The 23,933-nt window shown below is 38.4% G+C and carries 25 protein-coding genes and 1 other annotated feature; of the genes, 12 read left to right on the top strand and 13 right to left on the bottom strand.

The window, feature by feature from the left end:
• Window positions 1-98 precede the first annotated feature (98 nt).
• The 3 genes from FTV09_RS12860 to FTV09_RS12850 all read left to right on the top strand — a co-directional run bounded on the left by FTV09_RS12860 (window position 99) and on the right by FTV09_RS12850 (window position 2,600).
• Window positions 99-770 carry a DUF805 domain-containing protein gene (locus FTV09_RS12860; RefSeq protein WP_180058551.1) on the top strand — a complete coding sequence of 224 codons (672 nt, stop codon included), beginning with the start codon at window positions 99-101 and terminating at the stop codon, window positions 768-770.
• Window positions 771-1,009: 239 nt separating this feature from the next.
• Window positions 1,010-1,405 carry a MarR family transcriptional regulator gene (locus tag FTV09_RS12855; protein WP_245668236.1) on the top strand — a complete coding sequence of 132 codons (396 nt, stop codon included), beginning with the start codon at window positions 1,010-1,012 and terminating at the stop codon, window positions 1,403-1,405.
• Window positions 1,395-2,600 carry an MFS transporter gene (locus tag FTV09_RS12850; RefSeq protein WP_180058550.1) on the top strand — a complete coding sequence of 402 codons (1,206 nt, stop codon included), beginning with the start codon at window positions 1,395-1,397 and terminating at the stop codon, window positions 2,598-2,600. The genes FTV09_RS12855 and FTV09_RS12850 overlap by 11 nt, the downstream gene beginning before the upstream one ends.
• A gap of 16 nt (window positions 2,601-2,616) precedes the next feature.
• Here FTV09_RS12850 and FTV09_RS12845 read toward each other — a convergent pair whose 3' ends face one another.
• Entirely contained in the window at window positions 2,617-3,600 is a 984-nt protein-coding gene (locus FTV09_RS12845) for a GlxA family transcriptional regulator (protein WP_180058549.1), read from the bottom strand.
• Window positions 3,601-3,723: 123 nt separating this feature from the next.
• On the opposite strand from FTV09_RS12845, the gene FTV09_RS12840 reads away from it, so the two are divergent.
• Window positions 3,724-5,511 (top strand): acyl-CoA dehydrogenase, encoded by a 1,788-nt coding sequence (locus tag FTV09_RS12840; RefSeq protein ID WP_180058548.1) that lies wholly within the window; start codon window positions 3,724-3,726, stop codon window positions 5,509-5,511.
• Between the two features lie 141 nt (window positions 5,512-5,652).
• Window positions 5,653-6,872, top strand: a protein-coding gene (locus FTV09_RS12835) for an IS3 family transposase (RefSeq protein WP_180058547.1) whose coding sequence is annotated in 2 segments (ribosomal slippage) — window positions 5,653-5,929 and window positions 5,929-6,872 — 1,221 coding nt in all. Because the reading frame shifts where the segments join, the coding sequence is not laid out codon by codon here.
• Window positions 5,928-6,044, top strand: a sequence feature (AL1L pseudoknot). (Overlaps the previous gene by 117 nt.)
• 91 nt (window positions 6,873-6,963) lie before the next feature.
• Here FTV09_RS12835 and FTV09_RS12830 read toward each other — a convergent pair.
• The 5 genes from FTV09_RS12830 to FTV09_RS12810 all read right to left on the bottom strand — a co-directional run bounded on the left by FTV09_RS12830 (window position 6,964) and on the right by FTV09_RS12810 (window position 13,439).
• Window positions 6,964-7,566, bottom strand: a complete 603-nt coding sequence (locus FTV09_RS12830) for a nitroreductase family protein (protein ID WP_180058546.1) — start codon at window positions 7,564-7,566, stop codon at window positions 6,964-6,966.
• A gap of 210 nt (window positions 7,567-7,776) precedes the next feature.
• Window positions 7,777-8,268 carry a hypothetical protein gene (locus FTV09_RS12825; protein ID WP_067766469.1) on the bottom strand — a complete coding sequence of 164 codons (492 nt, stop codon included), beginning with the start codon at window positions 8,266-8,268 and terminating at the stop codon, window positions 7,777-7,779.
• 248 nt (window positions 8,269-8,516) lie between these two features.
• Window positions 8,517-9,911: a class II fumarate hydratase gene (fumC, locus tag FTV09_RS12820; RefSeq protein ID WP_180058545.1), complete on the bottom strand. Its 1,395-nt coding sequence runs from the start codon at window positions 9,909-9,911 to the stop codon at window positions 8,517-8,519.
• 291 nt (window positions 9,912-10,202) lie between these two features.
• The gene (locus FTV09_RS12815) at window positions 10,203-11,210 is read right to left on the bottom strand and encodes an NAD-dependent epimerase/dehydratase family protein (RefSeq protein WP_067766463.1); all 1,008 of its coding nucleotides are present in this window, start codon (window positions 11,208-11,210) and stop codon (window positions 10,203-10,205) included.
• A gap of 258 nt (window positions 11,211-11,468) precedes the next feature.
• Window positions 11,469-13,439: a choline BCCT transporter BetT gene (locus tag FTV09_RS12810; RefSeq protein ID WP_067766460.1), complete on the bottom strand. Its 1,971-nt coding sequence runs from the start codon at window positions 13,437-13,439 to the stop codon at window positions 11,469-11,471.
• Between the two features lie 553 nt (window positions 13,440-13,992).
• Between FTV09_RS12810 and tusD the strand changes: the two genes are divergently transcribed.
• The 4 genes from tusD to FTV09_RS12790 are packed head-to-tail and all read left to right on the top strand — an operon-like array spanning window position 13,993 to window position 15,414.
• Window positions 13,993-14,361, top strand: a complete 369-nt coding sequence (gene tusD, locus FTV09_RS12805; RefSeq protein ID WP_067766457.1) for a sulfurtransferase complex subunit TusD — start codon at window positions 13,993-13,995, stop codon at window positions 14,359-14,361.
• Window positions 14,362-14,405: 44 nt separating this feature from the next.
• Window positions 14,406-14,756, top strand: a complete 351-nt coding sequence (locus tag FTV09_RS12800) for a hypothetical protein (RefSeq protein ID WP_180058544.1) — start codon at window positions 14,406-14,408, stop codon at window positions 14,754-14,756.
• Between the two features lie 14 nt (window positions 14,757-14,770).
• Complete coding sequence (locus FTV09_RS12795) at window positions 14,771-15,058, top strand: DsrH/TusB family sulfur metabolism protein (protein ID WP_180058543.1); 288 nt, start codon at window positions 14,771-14,773, stop codon at window positions 15,056-15,058.
• 44 nt (window positions 15,059-15,102) lie between these two features.
• Entirely contained in the window at window positions 15,103-15,414 is a 312-nt protein-coding gene (locus tag FTV09_RS12790) for a TusE/DsrC/DsvC family sulfur relay protein (RefSeq protein WP_180058542.1), read from the top strand.
• Window positions 15,415-15,480: 66 nt separating this feature from the next.
• On the opposite strand, the gene FTV09_RS12785 is transcribed toward FTV09_RS12790, so the two are convergent.
• Together FTV09_RS12785 and FTV09_RS12780 are read right to left on the bottom strand one after the other, a co-directional pair.
• Complete coding sequence (locus FTV09_RS12785; protein WP_067766445.1) at window positions 15,481-15,960, bottom strand: helix-turn-helix domain-containing protein; 480 nt, start codon at window positions 15,958-15,960, stop codon at window positions 15,481-15,483.
• Window positions 15,961-16,306: 346 nt separating this feature from the next.
• Window positions 16,307-17,206, bottom strand: coding sequence for a LysR family transcriptional regulator (locus tag FTV09_RS12780; protein ID WP_180058541.1), 900 nt, complete (start codon window positions 17,204-17,206; stop codon window positions 16,307-16,309).
• Window positions 17,207-17,309: 103 nt separating this feature from the next.
• On the opposite strand from FTV09_RS12780, the gene FTV09_RS12775 reads away from it, so the two are divergent.
• The 3 genes from FTV09_RS12775 (at window position 17,310) to FTV09_RS12765 (ending at window position 20,019) form a co-directional block, all read left to right on the top strand.
• On the top strand, window positions 17,310-17,771 hold the full coding sequence (locus FTV09_RS12775; protein ID WP_180058540.1) for a CidA/LrgA family protein: 462 nt from the start codon (window positions 17,310-17,312) through the stop codon (window positions 17,769-17,771).
• Between the two features lie 41 nt (window positions 17,772-17,812).
• The gene (locus FTV09_RS12770) at window positions 17,813-18,478 is read left to right on the top strand and encodes an LrgB family protein (RefSeq protein ID WP_373687707.1); all 666 of its coding nucleotides are present in this window, start codon (window positions 17,813-17,815) and stop codon (window positions 18,476-18,478) included.
• A gap of 278 nt (window positions 18,479-18,756) precedes the next feature.
• Window positions 18,757-20,019: an OmpP1/FadL family transporter gene (locus FTV09_RS12765; RefSeq protein ID WP_180058538.1), complete on the top strand. Its 1,263-nt coding sequence runs from the start codon at window positions 18,757-18,759 to the stop codon at window positions 20,017-20,019.
• A 129-nt stretch (window positions 20,020-20,148) separates the two neighbouring features.
• Here FTV09_RS12765 and FTV09_RS12760 read toward each other — a convergent pair whose 3' ends face one another.
• The 5 genes from FTV09_RS12760 to FTV09_RS12740 are packed head-to-tail and all read right to left on the bottom strand — an operon-like array spanning window position 20,149 to window position 23,775.
• Window positions 20,149-20,895: an adenosylcobinamide-GDP ribazoletransferase gene (locus tag FTV09_RS12760; protein WP_180058537.1), complete on the bottom strand. Its 747-nt coding sequence runs from the start codon at window positions 20,893-20,895 to the stop codon at window positions 20,149-20,151.
• Window positions 20,892-21,515, bottom strand: coding sequence for a histidine phosphatase family protein (locus tag FTV09_RS12755; protein WP_180058536.1), 624 nt, complete (start codon window positions 21,513-21,515; stop codon window positions 20,892-20,894). The genes FTV09_RS12760 and FTV09_RS12755 overlap by 4 nt, the downstream gene beginning before the upstream one ends.
• Window positions 21,516-22,568, bottom strand: a complete 1,053-nt coding sequence (gene cobT, locus FTV09_RS12750) for a nicotinate-nucleotide--dimethylbenzimidazole phosphoribosyltransferase (protein WP_180058535.1) — start codon at window positions 22,566-22,568, stop codon at window positions 21,516-21,518.
• Window positions 22,565-23,086, bottom strand: coding sequence for a bifunctional adenosylcobinamide kinase/adenosylcobinamide-phosphate guanylyltransferase (cobU, locus tag FTV09_RS12745; RefSeq protein ID WP_067766426.1), 522 nt, complete (start codon window positions 23,084-23,086; stop codon window positions 22,565-22,567). The genes cobT and cobU overlap by 4 nt, the downstream gene beginning before the upstream one ends.
• Window positions 23,083-23,775, bottom strand: a complete 693-nt coding sequence (locus FTV09_RS12740) for a 2'-5' RNA ligase family protein (protein WP_180058534.1) — start codon at window positions 23,773-23,775, stop codon at window positions 23,083-23,085. The genes cobU and FTV09_RS12740 overlap by 4 nt, the downstream gene beginning before the upstream one ends.
• Window positions 23,776-23,933 lie beyond the last annotated feature (158 nt).

Below are 23,933 nucleotides of genomic sequence, written 5' to 3'. Positions count from 1 at the left end.
AAAGTCATTTGAATGATTTCTTCTTGGTCTACGTGTCATAAAATACTCCATATATTGATGTTTATAACATCATTTGGGGAGCAAAATATCACTTATAAGTGTTGTTCAAATTTCCTGATCCACCTCTATTCATCATTGGTATGATCTATAGCTGTGTTTTAGGCATTACTGTTGCGCTCGGACTATTTGCAGTTTTTACTTCAGCTGAACGTAGTTTTGATGTGCTATTTAGTTCTGCCTTAGGCATTAGTGCTATCGTTTTAGCTGTTGTATCTATCATTGCAATGTTTGTTGCCATGATCTGTATTACTATCAGACGTTTACATGATTTAAATAAAAGTGGTTGGTTATGTTTAGTTTTTCTTATCCCACTTGTTGGCACAATTTTCAGTATTTATGTGATGGCTGCCAAAGGCACACAGGGTGAGAATAATTACGGTATTAAACGCCCAACTGAACAAACGGAAAAAGTGATAGGCTGTTTATACTTAGTGCTAATGATCGTGTATTTACTGGTTATGATACCCGTTATGCTCAATATGCAAGGCATGATGAACAATATGGCCCAAGCTCAACTCGAAGAACAAGCCATGATGTCTGAAGGTGAACCTGAAATGAATGATGAAGAGCTAGCCGCATATTTACAACAACTTGAACAACAAAGCGGCGAAGAATTAGCGTATGCAGACGGTGAAAGTGTTGAAATTGCAGAAACCGATACAACAAATAATGAACACGCTATAGCTGCTGCCGAAGCTGCCGTTGAGTAAATAGCATTGCTATGCTGCAAAACGATCATGTAAAGATTTAATTTTTCATCTTTCAAGTGATTAAAAAGCCAATATTCGTATTGGCTTTTTTATGTATGACCACTTATCTCGGATATTACCCATTCACTTGTACATTAAAATGAAAAGGCGTAAAGTTGCTTTAAATATAGTTACCCTAGTTAACCATTGTGAATTCTCTACTCGGATTCCGTTCTTCATTATTGCGCTGCGCACGTATGATGAGTGACGAAGTCAATACACTCCTCCTTCCATATCAACTGAATTATTCCCTATGGCAAGTTATGTTTGTCATTCGTGAAAAAGGCGGTTGTACATCCATTGAAATGGCTGAATATTTAAATGTTTCAAAGCCTTCTATAGCGAAACGTGTACATGCACTTACAGCCTTAAATGTTTTAATTCATGTTGAAACTGAAGATAAACGACAAAAAAAACTAATACTAAGCCCACAGGGTGAAGACCTATTTAAACAATGCTCTGTTGAAATTGATCATTTTGAAAAAGCATTGATCAGTCAATTTCTCCCCAATGATATACAGCAATCAGTCAGTATCTTTAATCGTATTATCCAGACATTAGAATGCGCAAAATTAGGTGAAGATCATGCAAAATAATGCCGCCTTATGGACACGCAATTTTATATTAGTGAGTGCCATAAATTTCCAGTTGGTACTGATATTTTATCTTTTGGTTGTGGTGATTGTCGGTTATGCCGTAGCAGAACTTGGCGCAACTACCGCACAAGCTGGTTTAATTTCGGGTTTATTTATTGTCGGTACGTTAGTGGGACGACTGCTGGTTGGTAAATTTCTTGAGCGCTTTGGACGAAAAACTACTTTAATTGTTGGTCTGACAGGATTCTTACTTTTCTCTGGTCTGTACTTTATCCCTTTTGGCGTCGGCATGCTGCTCTTTGTGCGTTTTATGCATGGCTTTATGATGGGCATGGCATCAACAGTACTCGGTACAATCATTGCGCAAATCTTACCTGCATCACGCCGTGGTGAAGGCATTGGCTATTACAGTATGAGTAGTACTTTAGGTACGGCGATTGGCCCTTTCCTTGCTATTTGGATGATGCTCAATGTCGGATACCAATCCATTTTTGTTGTTTCAACGGTCATTGCCGTATGCTGTTTAGTCGTAGCTTGGTTGATACAAGTTCCTGATTTACCTAAAATAAATAAAGCGATCGAAACTGTTGTCGCTATGAAAAAGCCAAACTGGTTTTCTCAATTTGTCGAACCTAATGCAGTACCCATTTCGTTAATCATGTTATTCGCCTCAATATGTTATTCAGGCGTACTATCATTTATTAATTTTTATGCCAAAGAAATTAATTTAGTTGAAACAGCTTCTTTTTTCTTTTTAATGTACGCCATTGCGATTTTGATTTCGCGTCCTTTTACAGGGCCTTTAATGGATCGGAAAGGTGAAAATATTATTATCTATCCTGCATTTATAATTATGGGTATTGCCCTCATTTTACTCAGTATCACGCATAGTTCTTGGATGCTGTTACTCTGCGCAGGTTTACTTGGCTTGGGATATGGCAATATTCAATCAGTCTGTCAAACCATCGCTGTGAAAAGTGCACCACTTGAACGTATGGGTTTTGCCACATCGACATTCTTCATTTTCCTTGACGCTGGACTTGGTTTTGGACCTTACTTCATTGGCATGTTGCTTGACTACATAGGTTATGCGCAATTGTATTTATATAGCGCTTTTGCTGCTTTTAGCTGTATTTTGGCATATTACCTCTTACATGGCCGCCAATCTTCAAAAAATGTGTTGGCCCATGAATGATCAAATTTTAAGTTTTCTATACTGCAAACCGTCGACTAAATCGTCGGCGATATTCCAACGGGGTTAGCCCCGTTTTTTTATGGAATAATCGTCGAAATGAGCTTGGGTCGCTATAACCCACTTGTTGCATAATTAAATCTACAGCTTGATCTGTTTCTTCCAGACGCTTTCGTGCTGCTTCTACCCGTATCGCTTGTAAATACTGATTTGGCGCAACATCCAACGCATTTTTAAAGTGTCGTATTAAGGTTCTTGTTGTGATGTTAAAGGTTTTAGCAATGTCTTCCAGTGCAATATTCTGATGAAAATGACACGCTAAATAATCTTGAATTTTCTGTACCAATTCATCTTGATGGGGTTTCGCAATCTTGAGTAAAGAATAAGACAATTGGCTGTCTCTGTGATAATCAATGACAAAGGATTTAGCAGACTGAATTGCGATATCAAAACCATAGAAACGCTCAATCAAATGTAGCCCTAAATCAAACCATGCAAGACCACCACCCGCACAATAAATATTTTGATCATGGCTAATTAATTGATCAGTGTTCAACTTGACCAAAGGATAACGTTCACTAAACATTTGTCGAAAGCCCCAATGCGTCGTTGCATGTCTTTCATTAAGCAAGCCTGCCTCAGCTAAAAAAAAGTTGCCCGTACAATTTCCTGCAATGAGCCGATCTACCGGATATTTTTTTAAAAAGTCGATTAATCTCTCATTACGTTGCAAAACATCATTAATTGCTGCCCCAATGGTCGGAACAATCAACACATCAGCTAGATTAATGTCTTGAAATGCAAGATCAGCATGCAGTTTGATACCGTTAATACATTGAATATCTTGACCATCTTGTGTTGCAATTTGCACTTCAAATAAGCGTTGCACATTTTGTTTTTGAATACGATTCCAACTCACACCTGCCATAGCAAATAGGTCGACTACGCCTGTAATTGCTGAGGCCAGAGCACCATCAAAAGCCAAAATCACAATTTTTTTCATTCTAATAGCAACTCGTTTTGTCATTTTTAACACTATAAGTGTCAATATTGACAATCCTAAGGCTAGCTGGCAACTGCTAATCTGTAAGCATTCGAGTCAATTACAATATTTTAGGTTATTGCCATGACGCAGCTTATTAATGATAAAGATTTAAATTTTTTACTTTATGACGTTTTTAAAGCACAGGAACTGATCCAATTCCCTCGCTTTTCAGAACATGATGTAGAAACTTTTAATAGCATTTTAGAAACTGCTCATGGCATCGCCAATGATTTTTTTGCTCCCCATAATGCTAAAGCCGATCATGATGAACCAAGTTTTGATGGCAAAACAGTTATGACGATTCCTGAAGTAAAAACCGCTTGGAAACAATTTGCCGATGCAGGTTTACTCTGCGCTCAACATGAATACGAACTCGGTGGCATGCAATTGCCAACATTAATCAATATGGCTGCCAATGCTTACTTCATGTCGGCAAATCCATCTACTGTGGCATATTCATTTTTAACAGCAGCCGCAGCAAATGTCATTCAGGCTTTTGGTACCACTGAACAAAAAAATACTTTCGTTCCTCATATGTTCCGTGGTCGTTTCTCAGGCACGATGGCACTCACAGAGCCTGACGTAGGTTCATCGTTGGGTGATTTGACGACAAAAGCCATTCCACTAGCAGATGGCAGCTATTCAATTAAAGGTCAGAAAATGTTTATTTCTGGCGGTGACCAAGATATTACTGAAAATATTGTTCACTTGGTCTTGGCTCGAATACAAGATGCACCACAAGGTGTAAAAGGTATTTCTTTATTTATCGTGCCAAAATTTAAAACGCATGCAGATGGCACTTTAGGCGAACACAATGATGTACATCTTGCTGGCCTACTCCATAAAATGGGCTACCGTGGTACAACATCAACCGTATTAAGTTTTGGCGAACATGAGCAATGTCATGGCTATTTAATTGGTGAAGCAGGTTCGGGTCTTAAATATATGTTTAAGATGATGAACGAAGCACGTGTTGGGGTGGGACTTGGGGCAGCGATGATTGGTTATCGTGGCTATTTAGAATCCCTTGAGTACGCAAAAAATCGACCACAAGGCCGTATCGTCTCAGACAAAAATCCTGCAGCAAAACCTGTCAACATCATTCAACATACAGATGTTAAACGCATGCTTTTAGCTCAAAAGTCCTATGTTGAAGGTGCATTGGCACTTTGTTTATTTGCAGCACGTTTAATTGATGAGCATCAAGCCAATCAGAATGAAGATGCCGCTATTTTACTGGACCTAATTACTCCAGTGGTAAAATCATTCCCTTCTGCCTATGGCCCCAAAGCCAATGATTTAGCAATTCAAGTCTTGGGCGGTGCGGGCTATACCCGTGAATACCCGATTGAACAATGTTATCGCGACAACCGTTTAAACCCAATTCATGAGGGTACTTTTGGTATTCAATCACTTGATTTATTGGGCCGTAAGTTATGGCAGCACAATAGTAAAGGTCTAATATTGTTAATGCAGCGTATGCAAAACACTATTGCTGAAGCTCAAGATGAACGTGTGAAACCACTTGCTGCATTATTTCAAAAACATCTGGCAATAGTACAAGCAACCACGCAACGTTTAGGCAAAGTATTAATACAAGGTCAGGTTGATCAAGCACTTGCAAACTCAGCGCTTTATCTCGACATGATGGGTAAAGTTATTATCTCATGGCTTTGGCTGGACATGGCAAACAAGGCTGTTGCCACATTTCAGCAATCAGAGCTTGAGGAAGATCAAAACTTTATGGCGGGAAAATTGCAAGCTGCGCAATACTTTATACGCTGGGAACTTCCTGAAATTGAACATCAAGCACAGTTATTAAATGAGCTCGATGACACTTGCCTAAATATGCAAGAAAGTTGGTTCTAAGCACCAGTTTAGCTCTATCCTCAATGAGCTAAAACGGACAATGTTTTTTTATGGATGAAAAGCATTGTCCAACCTCTATACATAAAAAGAGTGAACCGTACCGGGTTTGTCGGAGACTCAATATTCTGAGAGACTATTCCGATGAAAAAACCAAACTATACCCCCGAAATTAGAGAAAGATCGGTTCAATTACTAATTGAATCTGAAAAAGATTATCCTTCTACTTGGGCTGCAATCACAGCAATTGCGCCTAAGATTGGTTGTACTCCTGAAACACTTCGTGCCTGGCATCAAAAGCATTTAGATCAGCAAAATCCTATTAAAGTACAACAGATATCTGACCAAGAAAAAATGAAGCAAATGGAACGTGAAATTAAAGAATTAAAACGTGCCAATAAAATTCTACGTAAAGCAGCCGCTTTTTTCGCCCAGGCGGAGCTCGACCGCCCACACAAATAATGGTGGATTTTATCCATAATAATAAAGAGCTGTACGGAGTCGAGGCGATTTGTAGAATTTTACCGATCGCACCTTCAACCTATTACCGGACTCTAGATCTCTGTGAAAATCCAGAACATCGAGCAAAGCGAGATTTACATGACTTGCATCATGCTGAGGAGATTAAACGAATTTGGAAGGAAAGTTCAGGTCGGTATGGTGTACGTAAAGTCTGGCAAAAACTGAAACGTGAAGGCTATATTATTGCACGCTGTACTGTTGCTCGATTAATGAAAAAGCTAGGTATACAAGGTGTTTGGCGAGGTAAGAACAAACAAACCACCCGTAGCCGAGATGACCAAAAACGAGCAGATGATTTAGTGAAACGTAATTTTACTGCTGATCATCCTGACCAACTGTGGGTCAGTGACTTTACGTATATTCAAACTCATTCAGGCTGGGTCTATACCGCCTTTATTATTGATGTGTTTTCACGAGCAATTGTTGGATGGAAAGTATCTACACGGATGAATACAGATATGGTGCTCGATGCATTGGAGCAAGCATTGCATGATCGCGGCATGCCAAAGAATGTGATTCATCATTCCGACAGAGGTGTGCAATATCTTTCTATTCGCTATACCAATCGTTTAGAAGCAGCAAATTTACGAGCATCAGTCGGTACGAGAGGTGATTCATACGATAATGCTTTGGCTGAAACGGTGAATGGCTTATACAAAACAGAGGTGATTGAATATTTAAAAGCAGATTGGCAAGGTTTAGCGGATGTACAACTTGCGACATTAAATTGGGTAGATTGGTTCAACAAAAAGCGTGTACATAGTGCACTAGGTTATGTATCACCTTTTGATTTTGAAGCAATGTACTATGATAAGATTAACCCGTTAGGTCAGGTGGCCTAACTTAAATAAAAAAGTCTCCGACAAACCCGGTACGGTTCAGAGCTGCAAATGCAGCTCTTTCTCTATTCATCGACTATGTTGTATTCAACGATTATTGAAAAACTTTAAAACGTTCAGCATCATCAATGTAGGCTTTTTCTTTTGCTTCACCTTCTACAGAACCAAATACCAACTGAGCACGAAGTTTCCAATGAGCAGGAATGTCCCATTCAGCATGTACTTGTTCATCGACAATTGGGTTGTAATGTTGAAGTGATGCTCCTAAGCCTTCGGTATGTAAAGCTGTCCACGTTGCAAATTGTGCAATTGCTGTAGAATGTTCTGCCCAAATTGGGAAGTTTTCAGCATACGAAGGAAATTGCGCTTGTAGGTTTTTTACGACATCTAGGTCTTCAAAGAACAATACTGTACCCACACCAGCAGCGAAACTTGCCATTTTCGCAGTGGTTTTTGCAGCACTTTCCTCATCTTTTGCATAAGACTTTAATTTATCTGCCACTAAAGCCCAGAATTTTTCATTTTCACCATTAAACAAAATCACTGCACGTGAAGATTGCGAGTTGAATGATGATGGACTTTGTTTAATTGCATGTTGAATCAAATCAGTTAGATATTCTGGCGTTTGACTTACATTTTTACCAATTGCATAGATCGTACGGCGTTTGGTAATTAGATCAATAAACTGATTTGACATAGTTATAAAGTCCTTATCGAAATGATATATGTAAATGAGCCTAAAATAAGGCGAGTGATATTCATATGAAATGCAAATTACATTCCAAATTTGACCATCTATTAAAAAGTTGCCAAACATTGACCACTATGAAGTAGCGATAAATACTTGTAAATCTGATGTTCTGCTGTAGATATTAAAAATCCTCCGAAGTGGAGGATTTTTACATTATTAGAATTTGGCTTCTAGCACTTGGCTTGGGACTTGATGTTTCCAAAGCTCACGTAAAGTTGGAAGATAGAATTTTTCACCTAATTCAACTAATTCTGCATCGATCAAACCATGTACTTCGTGCATAAATAGATAATCAAGTTCAACTGTTTGTAATTTTGCTTGAGCTTTTTTAAAGTCTTTGCGTTTTTGCTGGGCTTTTTTAACTAAGTTGTCTGCATATGCACGGTCTTTATACTGTGCAATTGCATTTAAACGTAGCTCAATCACGCCCCAACCACTAAGCAATAATTTGAATTTTTCAAAATCAGTGGTAGTAGATTCCCAGCTCATTTCATCAAGATTTTCATTTTCAGGCAATACTGGTAGCAAAAGCTCCATTACACTCGGAAAAATCTTTTTAAAATTTAAGACAAATTTAACAGGATGCTCGCCCGGATAGTCTTTAAATTGAACTTGCTTTTGGGCATCTGTTAAATAAATGGTGAGCATTGGGGGAAATCCTTAGATAAAACACTGTCTTGCAAAATTTTATTCAAACAAATGTTAAATAGAAACGAAAACAGAAAAAGAAAGGCATTTTAACAAGTATGACAGTTAATTCAATGCTAAAGCTAAATAACAATTGCGAGCGTTGTTCAAAATGTTAATTTGAGCAAAAATTAAAAAGTAGAAACCACATTTTCAAAATGGTTTCTACTCCGAATCACAATTTATATTGTTTTCGATATCACGCTTACTTATTTGGTATTTGGCGAAACCATCTGCTCAGGACGAACCACTTCATCAAACTGTTCAGTTGTTACCAGTCCAAGTTCAACAGCAACTTGTTTTAAGGTTTTTCCTTCTTTATAAGCAGTTTTAGCCACTTTTGCAGCATTTTCATAACCAATCACTGGATTTAAAGCAGTAACCAGCATTAATGAATCATGCAAAAAGTGATCAATTTTTTCACGGTTTGGTTCAATACCAACAGCACAGTGATCATTAAAACTGTTACACGCATCGCCTAATAATTGAATCGATTGCAATAAGTTAAATGCAATGACAGGCATGAATACATTTAACTCAAAGTTACCCGAAGCACCTACGACATTAATTGTCGTGTCATTACCCAAAACTTGAGCTACAACCATAGTCATCGCTTCACTTTGCGTTGGGTTTACTTTACCCGGCATGATACTTGATCCAGGTTCGTTCTCGGGAATCCGTAATTCACCGAAACCACAACGTGGGCCACTCGCTAACCAACGAACATCGTTTGCAATTTTATTCAAACTTACCGCAAGTGTTTTCAATGCGCCTGATGCAAAAACAGCCGCATCACGCCCTGCCAGTGCTTCAAATTTATTTGGCGCAGTAACAAATGGTAAGCCTGTTTGTTTTGCCAATTCTTCTGCTGCAGTTACAGCATAATCAGGATGAGCATTCAATCCTGTTCCGACAGCTGTACCACCTAATGGCAGTTCGTACAAACCCTCTAGCGCTTGATTTAAACGTTTTAAACCGTGATCTAATTGTGATACATAACCGCTAAATTCCTGACCTAAGGTTAAAGGCGTTGCATCTTGTAAATGTGTACGACCAATTTTGACAATGTCTTTAAAATCATTGGATTTTGCATCTAAAGTATTGCGCAGTTTTGTGACCGCAGGTATCAATAATTCATTAATTTGCAGACTAGCTGCCACATGAATTGCTGTTGGGAAAGAGTCATTGGTAGATTGCGCACGGTTGACATGGTCATTTGGGTGTACTGGCTTTTGTGCACCAAGTGGATTACCTAATTTTTGGTTGGCAATATTAGCGATTACTTCGTTACAGTTCATGTTACTTTGCGTACCAGAACCTGTTTGCCATACAACCAAAGGAAACTGTGAGTCCCACTGCCCTGAAATGACTTCTTCAGCAGCATTTACAATATATCCCGAAAGTTCTTGAGGAATTTGCCCCAGTGCAGCATTGGTAATTGCTGCAGACTTCTTCACTAGCCCCATCGCACGGATCATGGGACGTGGTAAACGTTCACCGCCAATTTTAAAATTTTGCAAACTACGCTGAGTTTGTGCACCCCACATTGCCTCACTTGGTACTTCAACGTCACCCATCGTGTCATGTTCAATACGTGTTTGCATCTTCTCATTTCCTTATCGAAATATTTAAAACTTAGAAAATCATTTCACGTTATAACAGCGTGTAGATCAATTCATTCGTTATAGTTTATGTAAATGTTAAAGACTTGTAAATGATAATTATTATCAATAATAAGTGGTTTATTTGATAATAGTAATCGCAAAGAGTTAAGCGGTTAAAAATTACGAATAAAGCCTCAGCAATGGAATTATTTTAGCTGAACTCTTATGAACCACAATTAGGCAAAGCTCTATATTTATAAATTATCAATAAAATATATGTCTTAACCTAACTCACTGACCTCTTAAGGTTTGTTGGTAAAAGCGCCATTCATCCTCAAGCATTTTTTTCAAACTATGATCAGCTTTCCAATTCAACTGTTTCTCGGCTTTTTCAACATTCGCACCCAATTGGTCAAATTCTTCATTTGGGTAATATGTTGACTCTATCGTTTTAATACTCGACTGGGTAACCTCGGATATTTCATCCAATAAATGTTGTATAGAGATCAATTCACCTGCAATATTGTAGGCCTCACAAACATTATGTTGTGAAGCTAAAGACTCTAAGCAGAGCCAAACTGCTTTACAACAATCGAGCACATGTAAAAAACTGCGCTCAGCTGTGCCATCCTCAGTCTTAGCCTGCTTACGTAATTCAATATATTCACGTTGCATTGCCCCCACCTGCATAGCCAGCGGCACGATATTTTTGGGTAAGGGTGCAACAAACTCGCCAAGTACAGCATGCTCAAATGCACCTGCGATATTGCTTAAGCGCAATATGCCTATTTTCCACTCATTATCGGTACGTGCCGTATCTCGTATGATTTCTTCAACCATCTGTTGAGATTTTACATAGGGATTTGGGTAGGTAAAATTGAATGGTGTATCTTCAGCGAGTTCAGCTGATGATTGACCGTATACCGCAAGGCTTGATAGATGTACTAAATTTCTAACGCCAGTACGCTGCATGGCACGCAATAAACTCATGATACAACTGACATTATCATTATAATATTCAAGGGGTTTAAGTACAGATTCTTCAAGCGATTTAAATCCAGCTGCATGTACAACTGCCGTGACAGAATATTGTTCGAAAACTTTATTTAAAGCGGGAGTATTACGGATATCAAGTTTTACAAAAGGCACATACATGCCCGAAATGTATTCCAATCTTTCAAGTATTTGTAAGTTAGCATTCGATAAATTATCGACAATAATAACTTCTCGTCCTTGAGCCAATAAACTCAAGGCAATATGCGAGCCTATAAAGCCTAAACCACCAGTCACTAAAATCATTGTTTAGCTACTCCTTATAGTTATCAGTATTTTACAGTTTAATTTTGTCTTTTTGGTGTTATTCAAAACGTATCCACAGAGAATAAAAAAACTTAAAAACCGACTTAAAACTTCACTTAAATCGGTTAATCTGCAAGCGAATTCTATAATTATTTTAATAGTTTGAAATGTTGCATATGTAGGAGTTATGAGTATCAACTGTATTGGATTTACGATAAAAAACCGCCCGAAGGCGGTTTTTTATAAATCGATGAGGATCTATTGATTTTTTGAGCGAACTAAATTTAAGAAGTGCAAATGTCGTTCATATTGATCAATCACATCTTGTAAAAGGTCTTCTTGTGTCCAATCAATAATGTCATAGTTTTGCCCACCTTCTCTTAAAAATACTTCAGCTTGATAGTCCTGCTGAGTTTCTTTCGAATCCATCATAAAGCTAGGCGTATTTTTCTCTTGCACCACGACTTGATAAATAAAATTTATCTCATCCTGATGGTTTACACGTAATTGCAGACCATCATCAATATTTTGAATAGATACATCTAGATGACGGCGCTTAAATTCATTTTGCAAATTTGTAAAAGCGGGTCTTACCGTTTGATCAATATACCTTTCTACTTCTTCGCGTGTATGCGGGTAATGCATGATAAGGCCTAAACGCTGCTGCCAACTTCTTGGATTTTGAATTGCCCTTGGGGTAATACGCGCATCTTGTAATGCCTGCATTTTTGTTGCATCTAAATGCAGTGCCTTTACCAGGCCCCAGCAAATCAAAAGCATCACAAATGTAAACGGTAATGCGCTCAACATGGTCGCTGATTGCAAGGCACCTAAACCACCAGCGAATAAAAGTACAATGGCAAGGACAGCCATTAATGTAGTCCAAAACAAACGCTGCCATGTCGGCGAATTTTCAGATTTCGCAGTTAAATAATCTGTCACTAACGCACCAGAGTCCGCTGATGTCACAAAGAACAGCATGACCAAAATCGTCGCAATAAAACTCATTACACCTGAGAATGGTAAGGTATGTAAAAACTCAAAAAGTGCTACAGATGAATCTCGCTGTACAGCACTAACAAGGGAGGTATTCGCTTCATTTAGAATGCTAAAAAGTGCAGCATTACCCATCACCCCCATCCAGATCAGGGTAAAACCCGTTGGGATCAGTAAAACACCGACAATAAACTCACGGATCGTACGACCTTCAGACACACGAGCAATAAACATGCCTACGAATGGTGACCATGAAATCCACCATGCCCAATACATGATTGTCCAGCCACCAATCCAACCATCAGATTGATATGCGTAGAGGTTAAAGGTCATATTGAATAAATTAGAGAAATACTGACCTGCATTTTGTATGGTGGTTTGTAAAATGAAGATGGTTGAACTTGCAAAAAATACAAACAATAAAAGAACTAGGGCTAACCCTAAATTAATCTCTGATAATCTTTTGATACCCTTGTCTAAGCCCATAAATACTGACAACGAAGCCATACCCGTCACAATCACAATGAGGATAAGCTGCGTAGTCGTGGAGTATTCAATACCAAAAAGATAATTAAGACCTGAGTTTATTTGAGTAACACCAAAGCCAAGTGTGGTCGCAACGCCAAATACAGTGCCGATTGTTGCAAATGTATCAACCCCATCACCAATGGGACCATAGATTTTTTTTCCAATAAGTGGATATAAAGCAGAACGAATTTTTAAAGGTAAATTATGTCTATAAGCAAAGTAAGCTAAAGCCAAGCCAACAATAGTATAGATTGCCCACGCATGTAGGCCCCAGTGGAAGAAAGTTACTCGCATGGCTTGCTGTGCAGATTGAATTGTTTCAGGTTCGCCTGTCGGTGGTGAAACATAATGCATCACAGGTTCAGCAACACCAAAGAACATTAAGCCAATACCCATACCTGCGGTAAATAGCATGGCAAACCAAGAGCTATTGCTATATTTCGGTTGGCTGTGATCTAGACCAAGTTTAATTTTACCCATGCTCGAACAAGCAATATAAATGAGTACAATTAAAAATATCGCTACAGAGAGTACATAGAACCAGCTAAATGAGTCTGTTACCCATTGATTGAGCTGTTTTGTAATTAAATCAAAAGCATTGGGAGCTAAAAAAACAATGGCAATAAAAATGCCGATAATTAGCACAGTACTAATAAATACATTTGGATTCACATTGGAATACCATGACGGTTTCAATGAAGACATACCTTCCCTTTTCCGTTTTACTTGTAAGACAGATCTAAATTGATCAAAAAAGATATCCGCCAGATGCGGAAAAAACAGGCTTGTAATGATGAGACTGGCAATTTTTTCTCATTTCTTTGTAAATACTCAAAATATTTATCAATAAAAATGAAAAAATTATGGCTGACTCGATCAAAGCCATTGCTTAGAATCTGTACATGTTATCACATTTATAGATGAATAATCTAAAATCAAGTAATAAAGCAAATTAAGACAGCCGTATAGAATATGCCCACTTAAATATTTTATTACTATTTATCAATATCTTGTTTTAAAAAATTTGTTTTCTAAAATCTTATAATACTCTTTAAGTAGTTTACCAATATTCATTATTTGGGTTATTTATACTCACTGTGCATACCACCACATTCATCAACAACGTATTGGAAATGAGCATAATCACTCATCATAAATGAGATATACAGATATTAATAAAAAGCATTGTATAATGACGTTTTCTTATCAAGTCAGAATGAGCTGCAAGTATAGCTGCTTATTTCTAAAGTGAATTTCGATGAGTACTTTATTACTAATTACCTCCTCACCAACTTCAATTCATGCTTGGCATGCATTTGGCCTTGCACAAGCTTTGAAACAAAAAAATGAAAGCTTTCGGGTTTTCTTTTATCAAGATGGTGTCAATGTAGCAAACGCCCTGCAATGGGTACCTGACGATCAGCGTAAACTCACAAGCGAATGGCAAAAGCTTGAGATCCGGCTACCTGTTTGTGTGAGTGCAGCCTTAGCACGAGGAATTAGCGATGCAGAAAATGCGCAGCGACATAACTTACAGCAACATAACCTTGCAGATCAGTTTGAACTGGTTGGTTTAGGTGAACTTGCAGATGCCGTGCAATCTGCTGACCGCTTAATTCAATTCTAAGTCTCAAATTTCCAAATATTTGTTGGATTTAATAGGAATATTTTGTGAAAACTGTACTCGTTGTACTCACCCAAGCAAATCTTACAAGTTTACAAATCCATGAGAGCTTATCTGCCACCATGGTATTGGCTACATTTGGTTGTGAGGTAAAAGTACTACTTAAAGATGCTGCTTTAAGCCTGCTACAAGCAGATCAACAATTTGATCAGTTAAAGCATGCCTTTAAACTTGCTTCAAACATGGTTGATAGTTTTGAGTTTTATGATTTAACACCAATACTCATTGAGCAAAAAAATACTCAACACCCATTTGTTCAAAAATCTGAACAAGAACTTGAATTTATCGAATTCAACACTGAATTCGTTCAGCGTTTTGACCATATCTTGTATTGGTGAGTGAGTAATAATCTATGTCAAACAATAGTCTTTATCTTGTACAGTCTTGTTATTCCAATACATTACAACATATACAGCAATTACAAAGTGTCTATACCACTGGCGATGCCTTAGTCCTCATGGGTGAAGCTGTCTTACATATTGCGGATGAACAAATACAAAAGTTAGGAACGTGTTTTGTATTAGACAACGACGCACAAATATTAGGTTGCGATGTTCTCTTTAGCCATATGCATGTCTGTACTTATGCAGAATTTGCGGACTTGTGTTTAAAATATCAACGTTGTATTACACTTAAATAAGTACTCGCTTTCCATTGAGTATTTAAAGAAATATCGGAAATAATATGAATCTCGAACTTGATCAAGATGGTCATTTAGTCGATTACACTATTTGGAATGAAGCCGTAGCCCAAGAACTGGCAAATACTTTAGACCTGCAACTCAGCCCTTGGCATTATGAAATTTTACAAGGTGTACGTCAGTTCTATCAACAATTTGGACATTCGCCTGCAACACGTCCACTGATTAAATATTTAATGAAAACAATTAGTGCTGATATTAACAATGCACTACTACAAGAGAAATTTAATACAGGCCTAGTTGCTCGACATTTAAGCCGACTTGCGGGCGTTCCAAAACCAGCAAACTGCTTATAATTTGATATTATAATGTCTGTTAATAAACTTAAATATTAAGTATTTAGCTAATTCAAAAATTAGAAATCAAGCCTGTTTGAGTTGATTCATAGCATTGAAATAGGCTTGAGTAAATACGGGTTTTACTTGCTTTGCCTGTATTTGCTCACCACAGCATGAACACACCATCACAGGTTTAAATGTTTGACCACAACGCTTGTGAACATATTCAACTGGCGAGCCTTTACCGCCATCCATATATTGATCAGCCCAATGAGTCATTGCTAACAATATCGGATATAGATCCAAACCTTTTTGAGTCAGGCGATATTCAAAACGTTCTTGCCGGTCAATATACGGTTGTTTAACTAAAATATCTTCTTCAACCAGTCGCTTTAATCGATCTGATAAAACATGGCGTGTCACACCTAAATTTTCTTGAAAATCGTCAAAACGGCGAATCCCCATAAAGGCGTTACGAATGATGAGCATGGTCCAACGATCACCCAGCACAGATTGTGCCCGTGCAATTGAACACGGCTGTTGTCCAATGTCTTCCCATTTCATCTTTAAATTACGCCTGTTAATAAACCCTATATGAACAAATTAATCCATTCATCAGCTTTTTGCAAAAACATTCATTTGCTTCGTGTTCTTTTGATAAAAGATAAAATGAAGTGGGGTTTGTTAAATTGAAGGCTTTATGATGCTAGACAGAACAATTGACTGTATATCTCCTAAGGAGTTAAAGTTCCAGAATAATTACTTTCGACATAGATCAATTAAAAAGACTTTCCACAATAAAAATCCCTTAACTATCGATCAATGATATCGCCACCCTATGATGGCTTAACTTAAAAACTTCTGAAATACGTCTTGTACAGACTCATACGCTCTCATCATTATTTCCATGTTAGAAATGGATCTGATCTTTATTATCTTCAATGATTTCAAGCCATGCTCTTGTGGATGGACTCATCGCAACCGTCGTATTCCAGGCCATGTTTAAGGTCCAGTTTAAATTTGGATTTTCCAGGACACTTACATTATATTTATCATGATCAAGCTGATCACAATAAATTTTAGGTAAAAGTGCAATACCGACATTTGATTCGACCATTTTTGCAATGAAGTCCCATTGACTACTTTTACACACGACATTCGGTTCAAAACCAACATAGTTTGAAGCTTGAATAATCATATTATTCAGCGTGAACGTATCGGCATACAATAGAAAAGACTCTTCTTTAAGTTCAATCAGTGACACTTTGTTTCTATTGCGCCATTGCGAATCTTTACGTGAAAGTAAAGAAAGTGGTGAGTCCATAATTTGAATACCACTTAGTACGGGTTTTAAATGTCCGAGAATAATCCCCACATCAATTTGTTTTTTTAAAATGGCGTCTTCAATTCCATTCGCACCTACCTCAAAAAAACTTAACTCAATATTAGGATATTGCTTATGAAACTGTGCTATCAAGGTACTTAATAACACCGAACCTAATGGTGGCAAGCCGATAGTGAGCTTTCCTTGTTTTAAAGCTCTGACCTGCGCCACAGTTTCAAACATACGTTGTTGCTCATTTAAAATAACCAACGCATGCTGATATATTTGCTCACCCATGTAAGTCAATTGTGCTTCACGTTTACGCCCCGCATCTCCTTTATGGAATAAAGGAACGCCAATTTCTTCTTCTAACTGTCGTATTAACTTACTAATTGTAGGTTGAGTGACAAATAGGCTCTCTGCTGCATGACTAAAACTTTGCTTTTGTACAATAGTGACAAAGACTTTCAGATTCTTAAAATCCATATTATTCCATTTAGGCATAATTTAAATTTAATTATTCATAATTATACATCCGACACACTTTTAAAATAGCTCTATCTCCTTTGTACCAATTGCTTTTCTCCTCATGGATACTCAAAACACGCCTTCGCGATTTATTTCTTTGGCAAAAACACTTTCTCAACTTGGCCTACTAATCTTTATTTGGTCGCTCGGTACATGTATTCAAAGCTGGTTTAACTTACCGATTTCTGGCGGTGTTATTGGTTTGTTATTACTACTGGCTGCATTATTAAGTGGCATTTTTAAGATGCATTGGATTAAACAAGGGACTGACTTCATTTTGGCAGAACTGGTTTTGTTTTTTATTCCATGTGTAGTCGGTTTGATAAAATATAAGGCGTTATTTTTGACTTCGGGATGGCAATTGGTATTGTCTGTTGTACTTGGTACACTTTGCGTCATGGTCATAACAGCATTTACGGTCGCCCTCGGCTTTAAATTAGAAAAAAAATTAAACGGAAGAAAAAACAAAACATCGAATGAACATGATGCAATCGACGTCAATACAGCAGGTAAAACACTATGAATTTCATGCAATTCGATAGTATGTCTGTATTATGTTTTGTAATGACCTTAATCGGCTATGTGCTGGTTAAAAAATTGCATCGCAGATTCCCCTATATGCTGTTTTCGCCAGCACTTTTTGTACCCTTTCTACTGATCGTATTCATGACCATTTTCCATGTATCTTACGATACCTATATGCAAGAAAGTCAGTGGATTGTTTGGATGTTGGGGCCAGCAACTGTAGCTTTTGCTATCCCCATTTATGAATATCGCCAAGTGATTCATAAGCACGCCATCAGTATTTGTTTAGGTATCGTGTTTGGAATGCTAGCAGGTGTGATCAGTGCTTTTTACTTGGCTAAAATATTTCATTTTGATCAAGAAACATCGTTCAGTTTGATGGCACGTTCAATCTCTACCCCTTTCGCAATGGAGCTAACCAATAATATTGGCGGTTCTGTCGAATTAGTGATTCTATTCACCATGATTACGGGTATTGCGGGAGTGGCTTTGGCCGACCTAGTCTTAGCAGGACTGAAACTACATTCTCGCTTTGCACAAGGTTCCGCACTAGGCAATGCTGCACATGGTTTTGGCACAAGCAAAGCATTTATGCGTCATAAAGAAGAAGGCGTAGCTGCATGTTTAAGCATGGTACTTGCTGGCGTATTTATGGTCTTACTTGGCCCATCAATTATTCATATAGTGGTTTATATGTTGGGTTAAGTTTAATCAATTTTAATGCCTTTTAAATTTTAAGCGTGTTTCTTTAAGCCTTGATTTAATCAAGGCTTTTTAAAATGATTAAATAGCAAACAAACAGTTTATTTGGCTAAAACTGTCATTATGGTCAAGATAAATCTAAATATGTTTTATAAATAATAAATATACAAATGTACTTTTATTATTTTTCATTTTATTTTAGATACTTACAATTTATTAAGCCCTTTCATATAAATTTATTTGTGGTATTTTTCACGCGTTAATTTTTCGGGGTATCCCATATGAAACGCACGGCGATCCACACTGCCATATTCCTTAGCCTATTTTCTACTACAACGATTTATGCAGGCGGACTTGATCGCTCAGGCCAATCAATTAGTGCGTTTCTTCAACCGGGTAATTATGCTGAAGCGGGTATTTCCGTGCTTGATCCAAGCGTATCGGGTCAAGATAAATTTGGAAATTCAGCACCGAATATGGCGGGAGATTACTATTTCCCTGCTGCAGCTATTAAAGTCCAAGCGACGGATCATATTACTTTGGGTTTGATTTATGACCAGCCTTATGGTGCAGATGCTGAATACAGCGGTGATAATGCTTTTGTCGCAAAACCGACAGATAAAATTGTCGATGGTTTAAATTACACCACGGGTATGGTCGGTTCAACAGCTCAAGGTGGTACGTCGGTTCAAGTCAAAACAGAAAATATTTCAATGCTGATTGGTTACCAACCTAATGAAAATTGGAATATTTATGCAGGTCCGATGTATCAGTCTGTAAATGGTAGCGTGAAATTGCGTGGTGAGCTTTATTCCGTATTAAACGGTTATGATTTAGAAACTGGTACGGACTGGTCTTGGGGTTGGCTAGCAGGTGCTGCTTATCAAATTCCTGAAATAGCCCTGAAAGCCTCAATTACATATCGTTCTGAAGTCAAACATAAAATAGATGCCTATGAAAATTTTGGCTTGGACACAGATGCTGTAGCAGGTGTTGTTCCTTTCTTGCGTCAGGCAAGTCAGGCAGACGGAAACTTTAGTTTTTCTACTCCACAATCGGTTAACCTTGATTTTCAAACTGGCATCATGGCAAATACCATTGCCTTTGCAAATTTACGTTGGGTGAATTGGTCAAACTTTGAGGTTCGTCCAAATAAATTTGGTCTTGTCTCATCTGCCGTAGGTCAAATGAAACCTGAGATTAACAAACCGAATGGTTTTAATCTAATTGACTATAAAGATGATCAAATCTCTGTGACTGTGGGTGTTGCACGTAAATTTAATGATCACTGGGGTGCCAATATCTCTGTCGGTTATGACACTGGTGCAGGTAATCCCGTAACAACACTTGGCCCAACTGAAGGCTATTGGTCTGTGGGTACAGGTGTACGTTTCAACCCTGCAAAAAATTACTTTATTGGTGCAGGCGTTAAATATTTCTGGTTAGGCGATGCTGATGCTGTTACTGGTGCACACACTGAAGCTGGTAAATTTAGCAACAACCATGCGATTGGTTATGGTTTAAACATTGGTTATTCATTCTAATTCTTAGAAAAAGTAATGATTTGAGATATAAAAAAAGGACTTCAGCTTAAGTCCTTTTTTTACAAATATTTTTTTTGGTATTTAATTTTTGCGATTATCCAACCACATTACTTTCGATTCTATAAAAAGTTAATTGACCCAATAATGCAATCCAATCACAAATGCCATTAAACTCGATAATTCAGAAATTTCAATTGCTGCGCCAATGGTATCACCAGTAACACCACCTATACGTTGTATAAACTTGAGGCGCAAATAAGCCAAGGTCACAACAAAAACCACAAGGCTGATCAGCCCGACCCATGAAAAGTAAAAACTAGCCGCTAAGCATAGTACAAAAACCACCAATGCCCATGTTCTCGGTATATATTCGGCCAGCGATGAACCCAAGCCTTTTTCACGAACATATTGGGTGGTAAGAAATAGAAACAGCGGCGCGAGCCTGCCTAAAATTGGAAATAATATCAACGCCAAAAATTGCTGCTTTTGCAGTAATACATAAATGGCTGACCATTTTAGCAAGCAAATAATGACTAGACTCAGCACACCAATCGGGCCACAGGCGGGGTCTTTCATAATTTTTAAAGTACGTTCAGCATCACCAAAACCGCCGACCCACGCGTCTGCAGTATCTGCCAGACCATCTAAATGCAAGCCACCTGTCAGCCAAATCCAGACCACCAAAATAATACTGCTGAGCAGAATAATCGGAAGGCTTTGTAGTGTAAACGCGAGCAGCGCTAATATGCCGCCAATGATCAATCCCACCACAGGATAGAACAGCAAAGATTGACCATTTTGCTGTTTGCTCGGCATGGCTTTGAGTTGGATGGGAAACGTCGTCAAAAACTGTAAAGCAATAAAAAATGGCATCATTTTCTTTGCTCCCAAAGACGAATATGCGCTGCATCGTAAATGCTAAACGCGTTCAGCTGCCCCAATTCAGCAGTCATTTTTAACAAATCATCCAACGGTTTTTGCTCGGCCAAACATTTTAAAAGCTTGATCACGCCGCCATGCGAAACCAACAATACGCGCTGCCATGCATTTTTCTGCTTAAGCTTTACGATTTTTTGAATGCCTAAATCTATGCGCTGTTGAAACTGTTGCATGCTTTCTGCATTTGGCGGCGTATATGTACTTGGACTTTGCCAAAACTGTGACAACAGTTCAGGACTTTGTTGATAAATTTGCTCGGTAGACACCGCTTCCCAATCACCAAAATGCATTTCTTGAAATTGCGCATTTTGAAATACAGGAGTATCTAATTGCTTAGATAAGTCCTGAGCAAATAAACGACAACGCTGCAAATCTGACGTAAATATGGCATCCCAAGCTGGCTGACTTTTCGCATTAATTTCATGTAATGCAGTAGTGATCGTTTGCTGCATTTGCTGCCAGCCATACTCTGTCAATGCATCATCGGTTGAGCCACGTAATGTATGGCTCAACTCGGTTTCGCCATGACGCAGAATATCTAAACGGAAATGTTCCATTTAAACTTTTTCACCAATGACGGCAGCTTGAGCAAAGGTTGCCATATTGTTATGCAGGCTGCATGCCAAGCGAATCACGCCTAATGCTGCGCCCGCACCGCTGCCTTCACCTAAACGTAAATTCAACTTGAGTAATGGATTTGCATTCAGTTCTGATAATAAACGCACATGACCGTACTCCGCTGACTGATGTCCAAACAGCATCCAATCACGCACGGCAGGATTCAGGCGCACCGCAAGTAACGCAGATACCGTGGTAATAAAGCCATCGACCACCATCGGCATGCCCAATTGCGCACAGCGTATATAAGCACCGGTCATAGCGGCAATTTCTAAACCGCCCACAGCACACAACGCTTTGAATGCATCATTTTCAACATAGTCTCTATGCAATGCTAAAGCCTGATCAATGACCTGCTTTTTATGTGCTAATTGTTCAGCGCGAATACCTGTTCCCACACCAGTTAATTTTTCTGCAGGTTCATTGAGTAAAAAGCAAGCCACTGCTGATGCTGAACAGGTATTACCAATACCCATCTCCCCAGCGACATAAATAGACGCCCCCGCGGCTACAGCATCTTCAACGCTTTTACGCCCAAGGTTTAAAGCTTGTAGACATTGCGCTTCGGTCATTGCTACAGTTTTGGCAAAATTTGCTGTGCCTTGTGCAATGCAATAGCGCTCCACACCTGCATATTCGTATGCTTCACCCACAGAACCACAGTCAATCACTTGTAATTTGGCTTGGTATTCTTTGGCAATTACACTGATACATGCACCACCAGTCGTAAAGTTTTGCAACATCTGGCGAGTTACCGCTTGCGGATAGGCTGAAATATTTTCTTCCATTATCCCATGGTCGCCTGCAAAGATGGTGATCCATGGTAAATCAACTTGAGGTTTTACAGTATTTTGTAGCGCAGCAAGTTGAACTGCGGTATTTTCCAATTCAGAAAGTGAGCCCGTTGGTTTGGTCAGTTGTAACTGATGTGCTTCAGCCTGTTGTTTTGCGTCCATACTTGGTTGTTTACATGCTTCAAGCCACCAGCTCATTTACTTTCTCCTTTTAACACTATAGGAAAACCGGCCACACAAAACACAACGTGGTCAGCAATCTGACCAAGTTGTTGATGTAAGCGGCCAGATTCATCGACAAATTTACGACTGAGTTGCCCCATAGGTACAACGCCTAGTCCAGTTTCATTACTGACTAAAATAATTTCGGATTTTAAGGTCGGAAGCACTTCAAGTAATTTTTGGCATTGCTGCGACTGAAAATCTTTCTGTTCATTCAGCAATAAATTACTCATCCATAAAGTCATGCAGTCCACCAAAATCAGTTGATTGGCTTGATCAATTTGCACTAGGCGATCGGCTAAATACAGCGGTTCTTCAACCAGTCCCCAATCTGTAGGACGGTCTGCTTGGTGATGCTGTATTCGCTCACGCATTTCATCGTCATAGGCTTGCGCTGTCGCAACATACGTTACGCTTAAGCCACTGTCTTTGGCTTTTTGTTCAGCCAATCGGCTTTTTCCTGAACGTGCGCCACCTAATATCAATTGAATCATGCTGTTTGCTTTTCCTTATTGAATTCCTGAATATGAGCGAACAAAGGATATTGTTTATAAACAGTTAATGGGCCTTGTAAGAGCTGTGCCTGATAACTACCAAAACTTATTTGCTGAAAATCAATATTAAATTGCTGTTGTTGTAGTTTAGCAATACGCGCAAATACCTCATCACTGTTCATTGCATGTTTATATAAACCCAATGTGATGTGCGGACAATATTCGATAGGTGCAATTTCATCGCTATTCATATTTAGGCACTGTCGAATTTTCGCAAGTTGGGCGAAATCATCCTGAATTTCAATAAATAAAGCACTTTGAAAACTATTAATTTGACCTGTTTTCAATTGAATATTCGTGAAGGATAAGTGCTGAAGCTGTCGCTGCTGTTGTTTGAATTGTTGCTCGGAAAAATTATCGTTATACGTACTTTTTTCAGCGGCTAGAATGGCATCAGCAGTATTCAACGCATTAAAAAAACCGCAAATAAACAAAGTTATATGAAATTGACGCGTGTTCGGCGTATATAAAATATCCGAGAAATGCTCTCTAAGTGTAGCTAAATATGCCAATAAATCAGGATCGAGTATTTCTAAATACCATAACGCATAATGCTCACGTCCCAAATGCCACGCAGGATAGTCCTGATTCAGCGTAGGAACGACTGGCATTGATGGTTTAAGAAACACGACTTAATCACTTGAAAATTAATACTGTTTACTTTGTACACGACAAAAAAAGATAACTCATTGAAATAATGGCATAATACTTGTTTTCTGACGACGAATATGATGACACATTTCAATGAGTTACATCTCATCTTAAACAAATATCTAAAGTGGAACAA

Source organism: Acinetobacter sp. YH12227 (assembly GCF_013417785.1).
Taxonomy (GTDB): Bacteria; Pseudomonadota; Gammaproteobacteria; order Pseudomonadales; family Moraxellaceae; genus Acinetobacter; species Acinetobacter gandensis.
The sequence above is the reverse complement of the archived record's forward strand: the minus strand, read 5'-3'. Positions and strand labels throughout refer to the sequence as shown.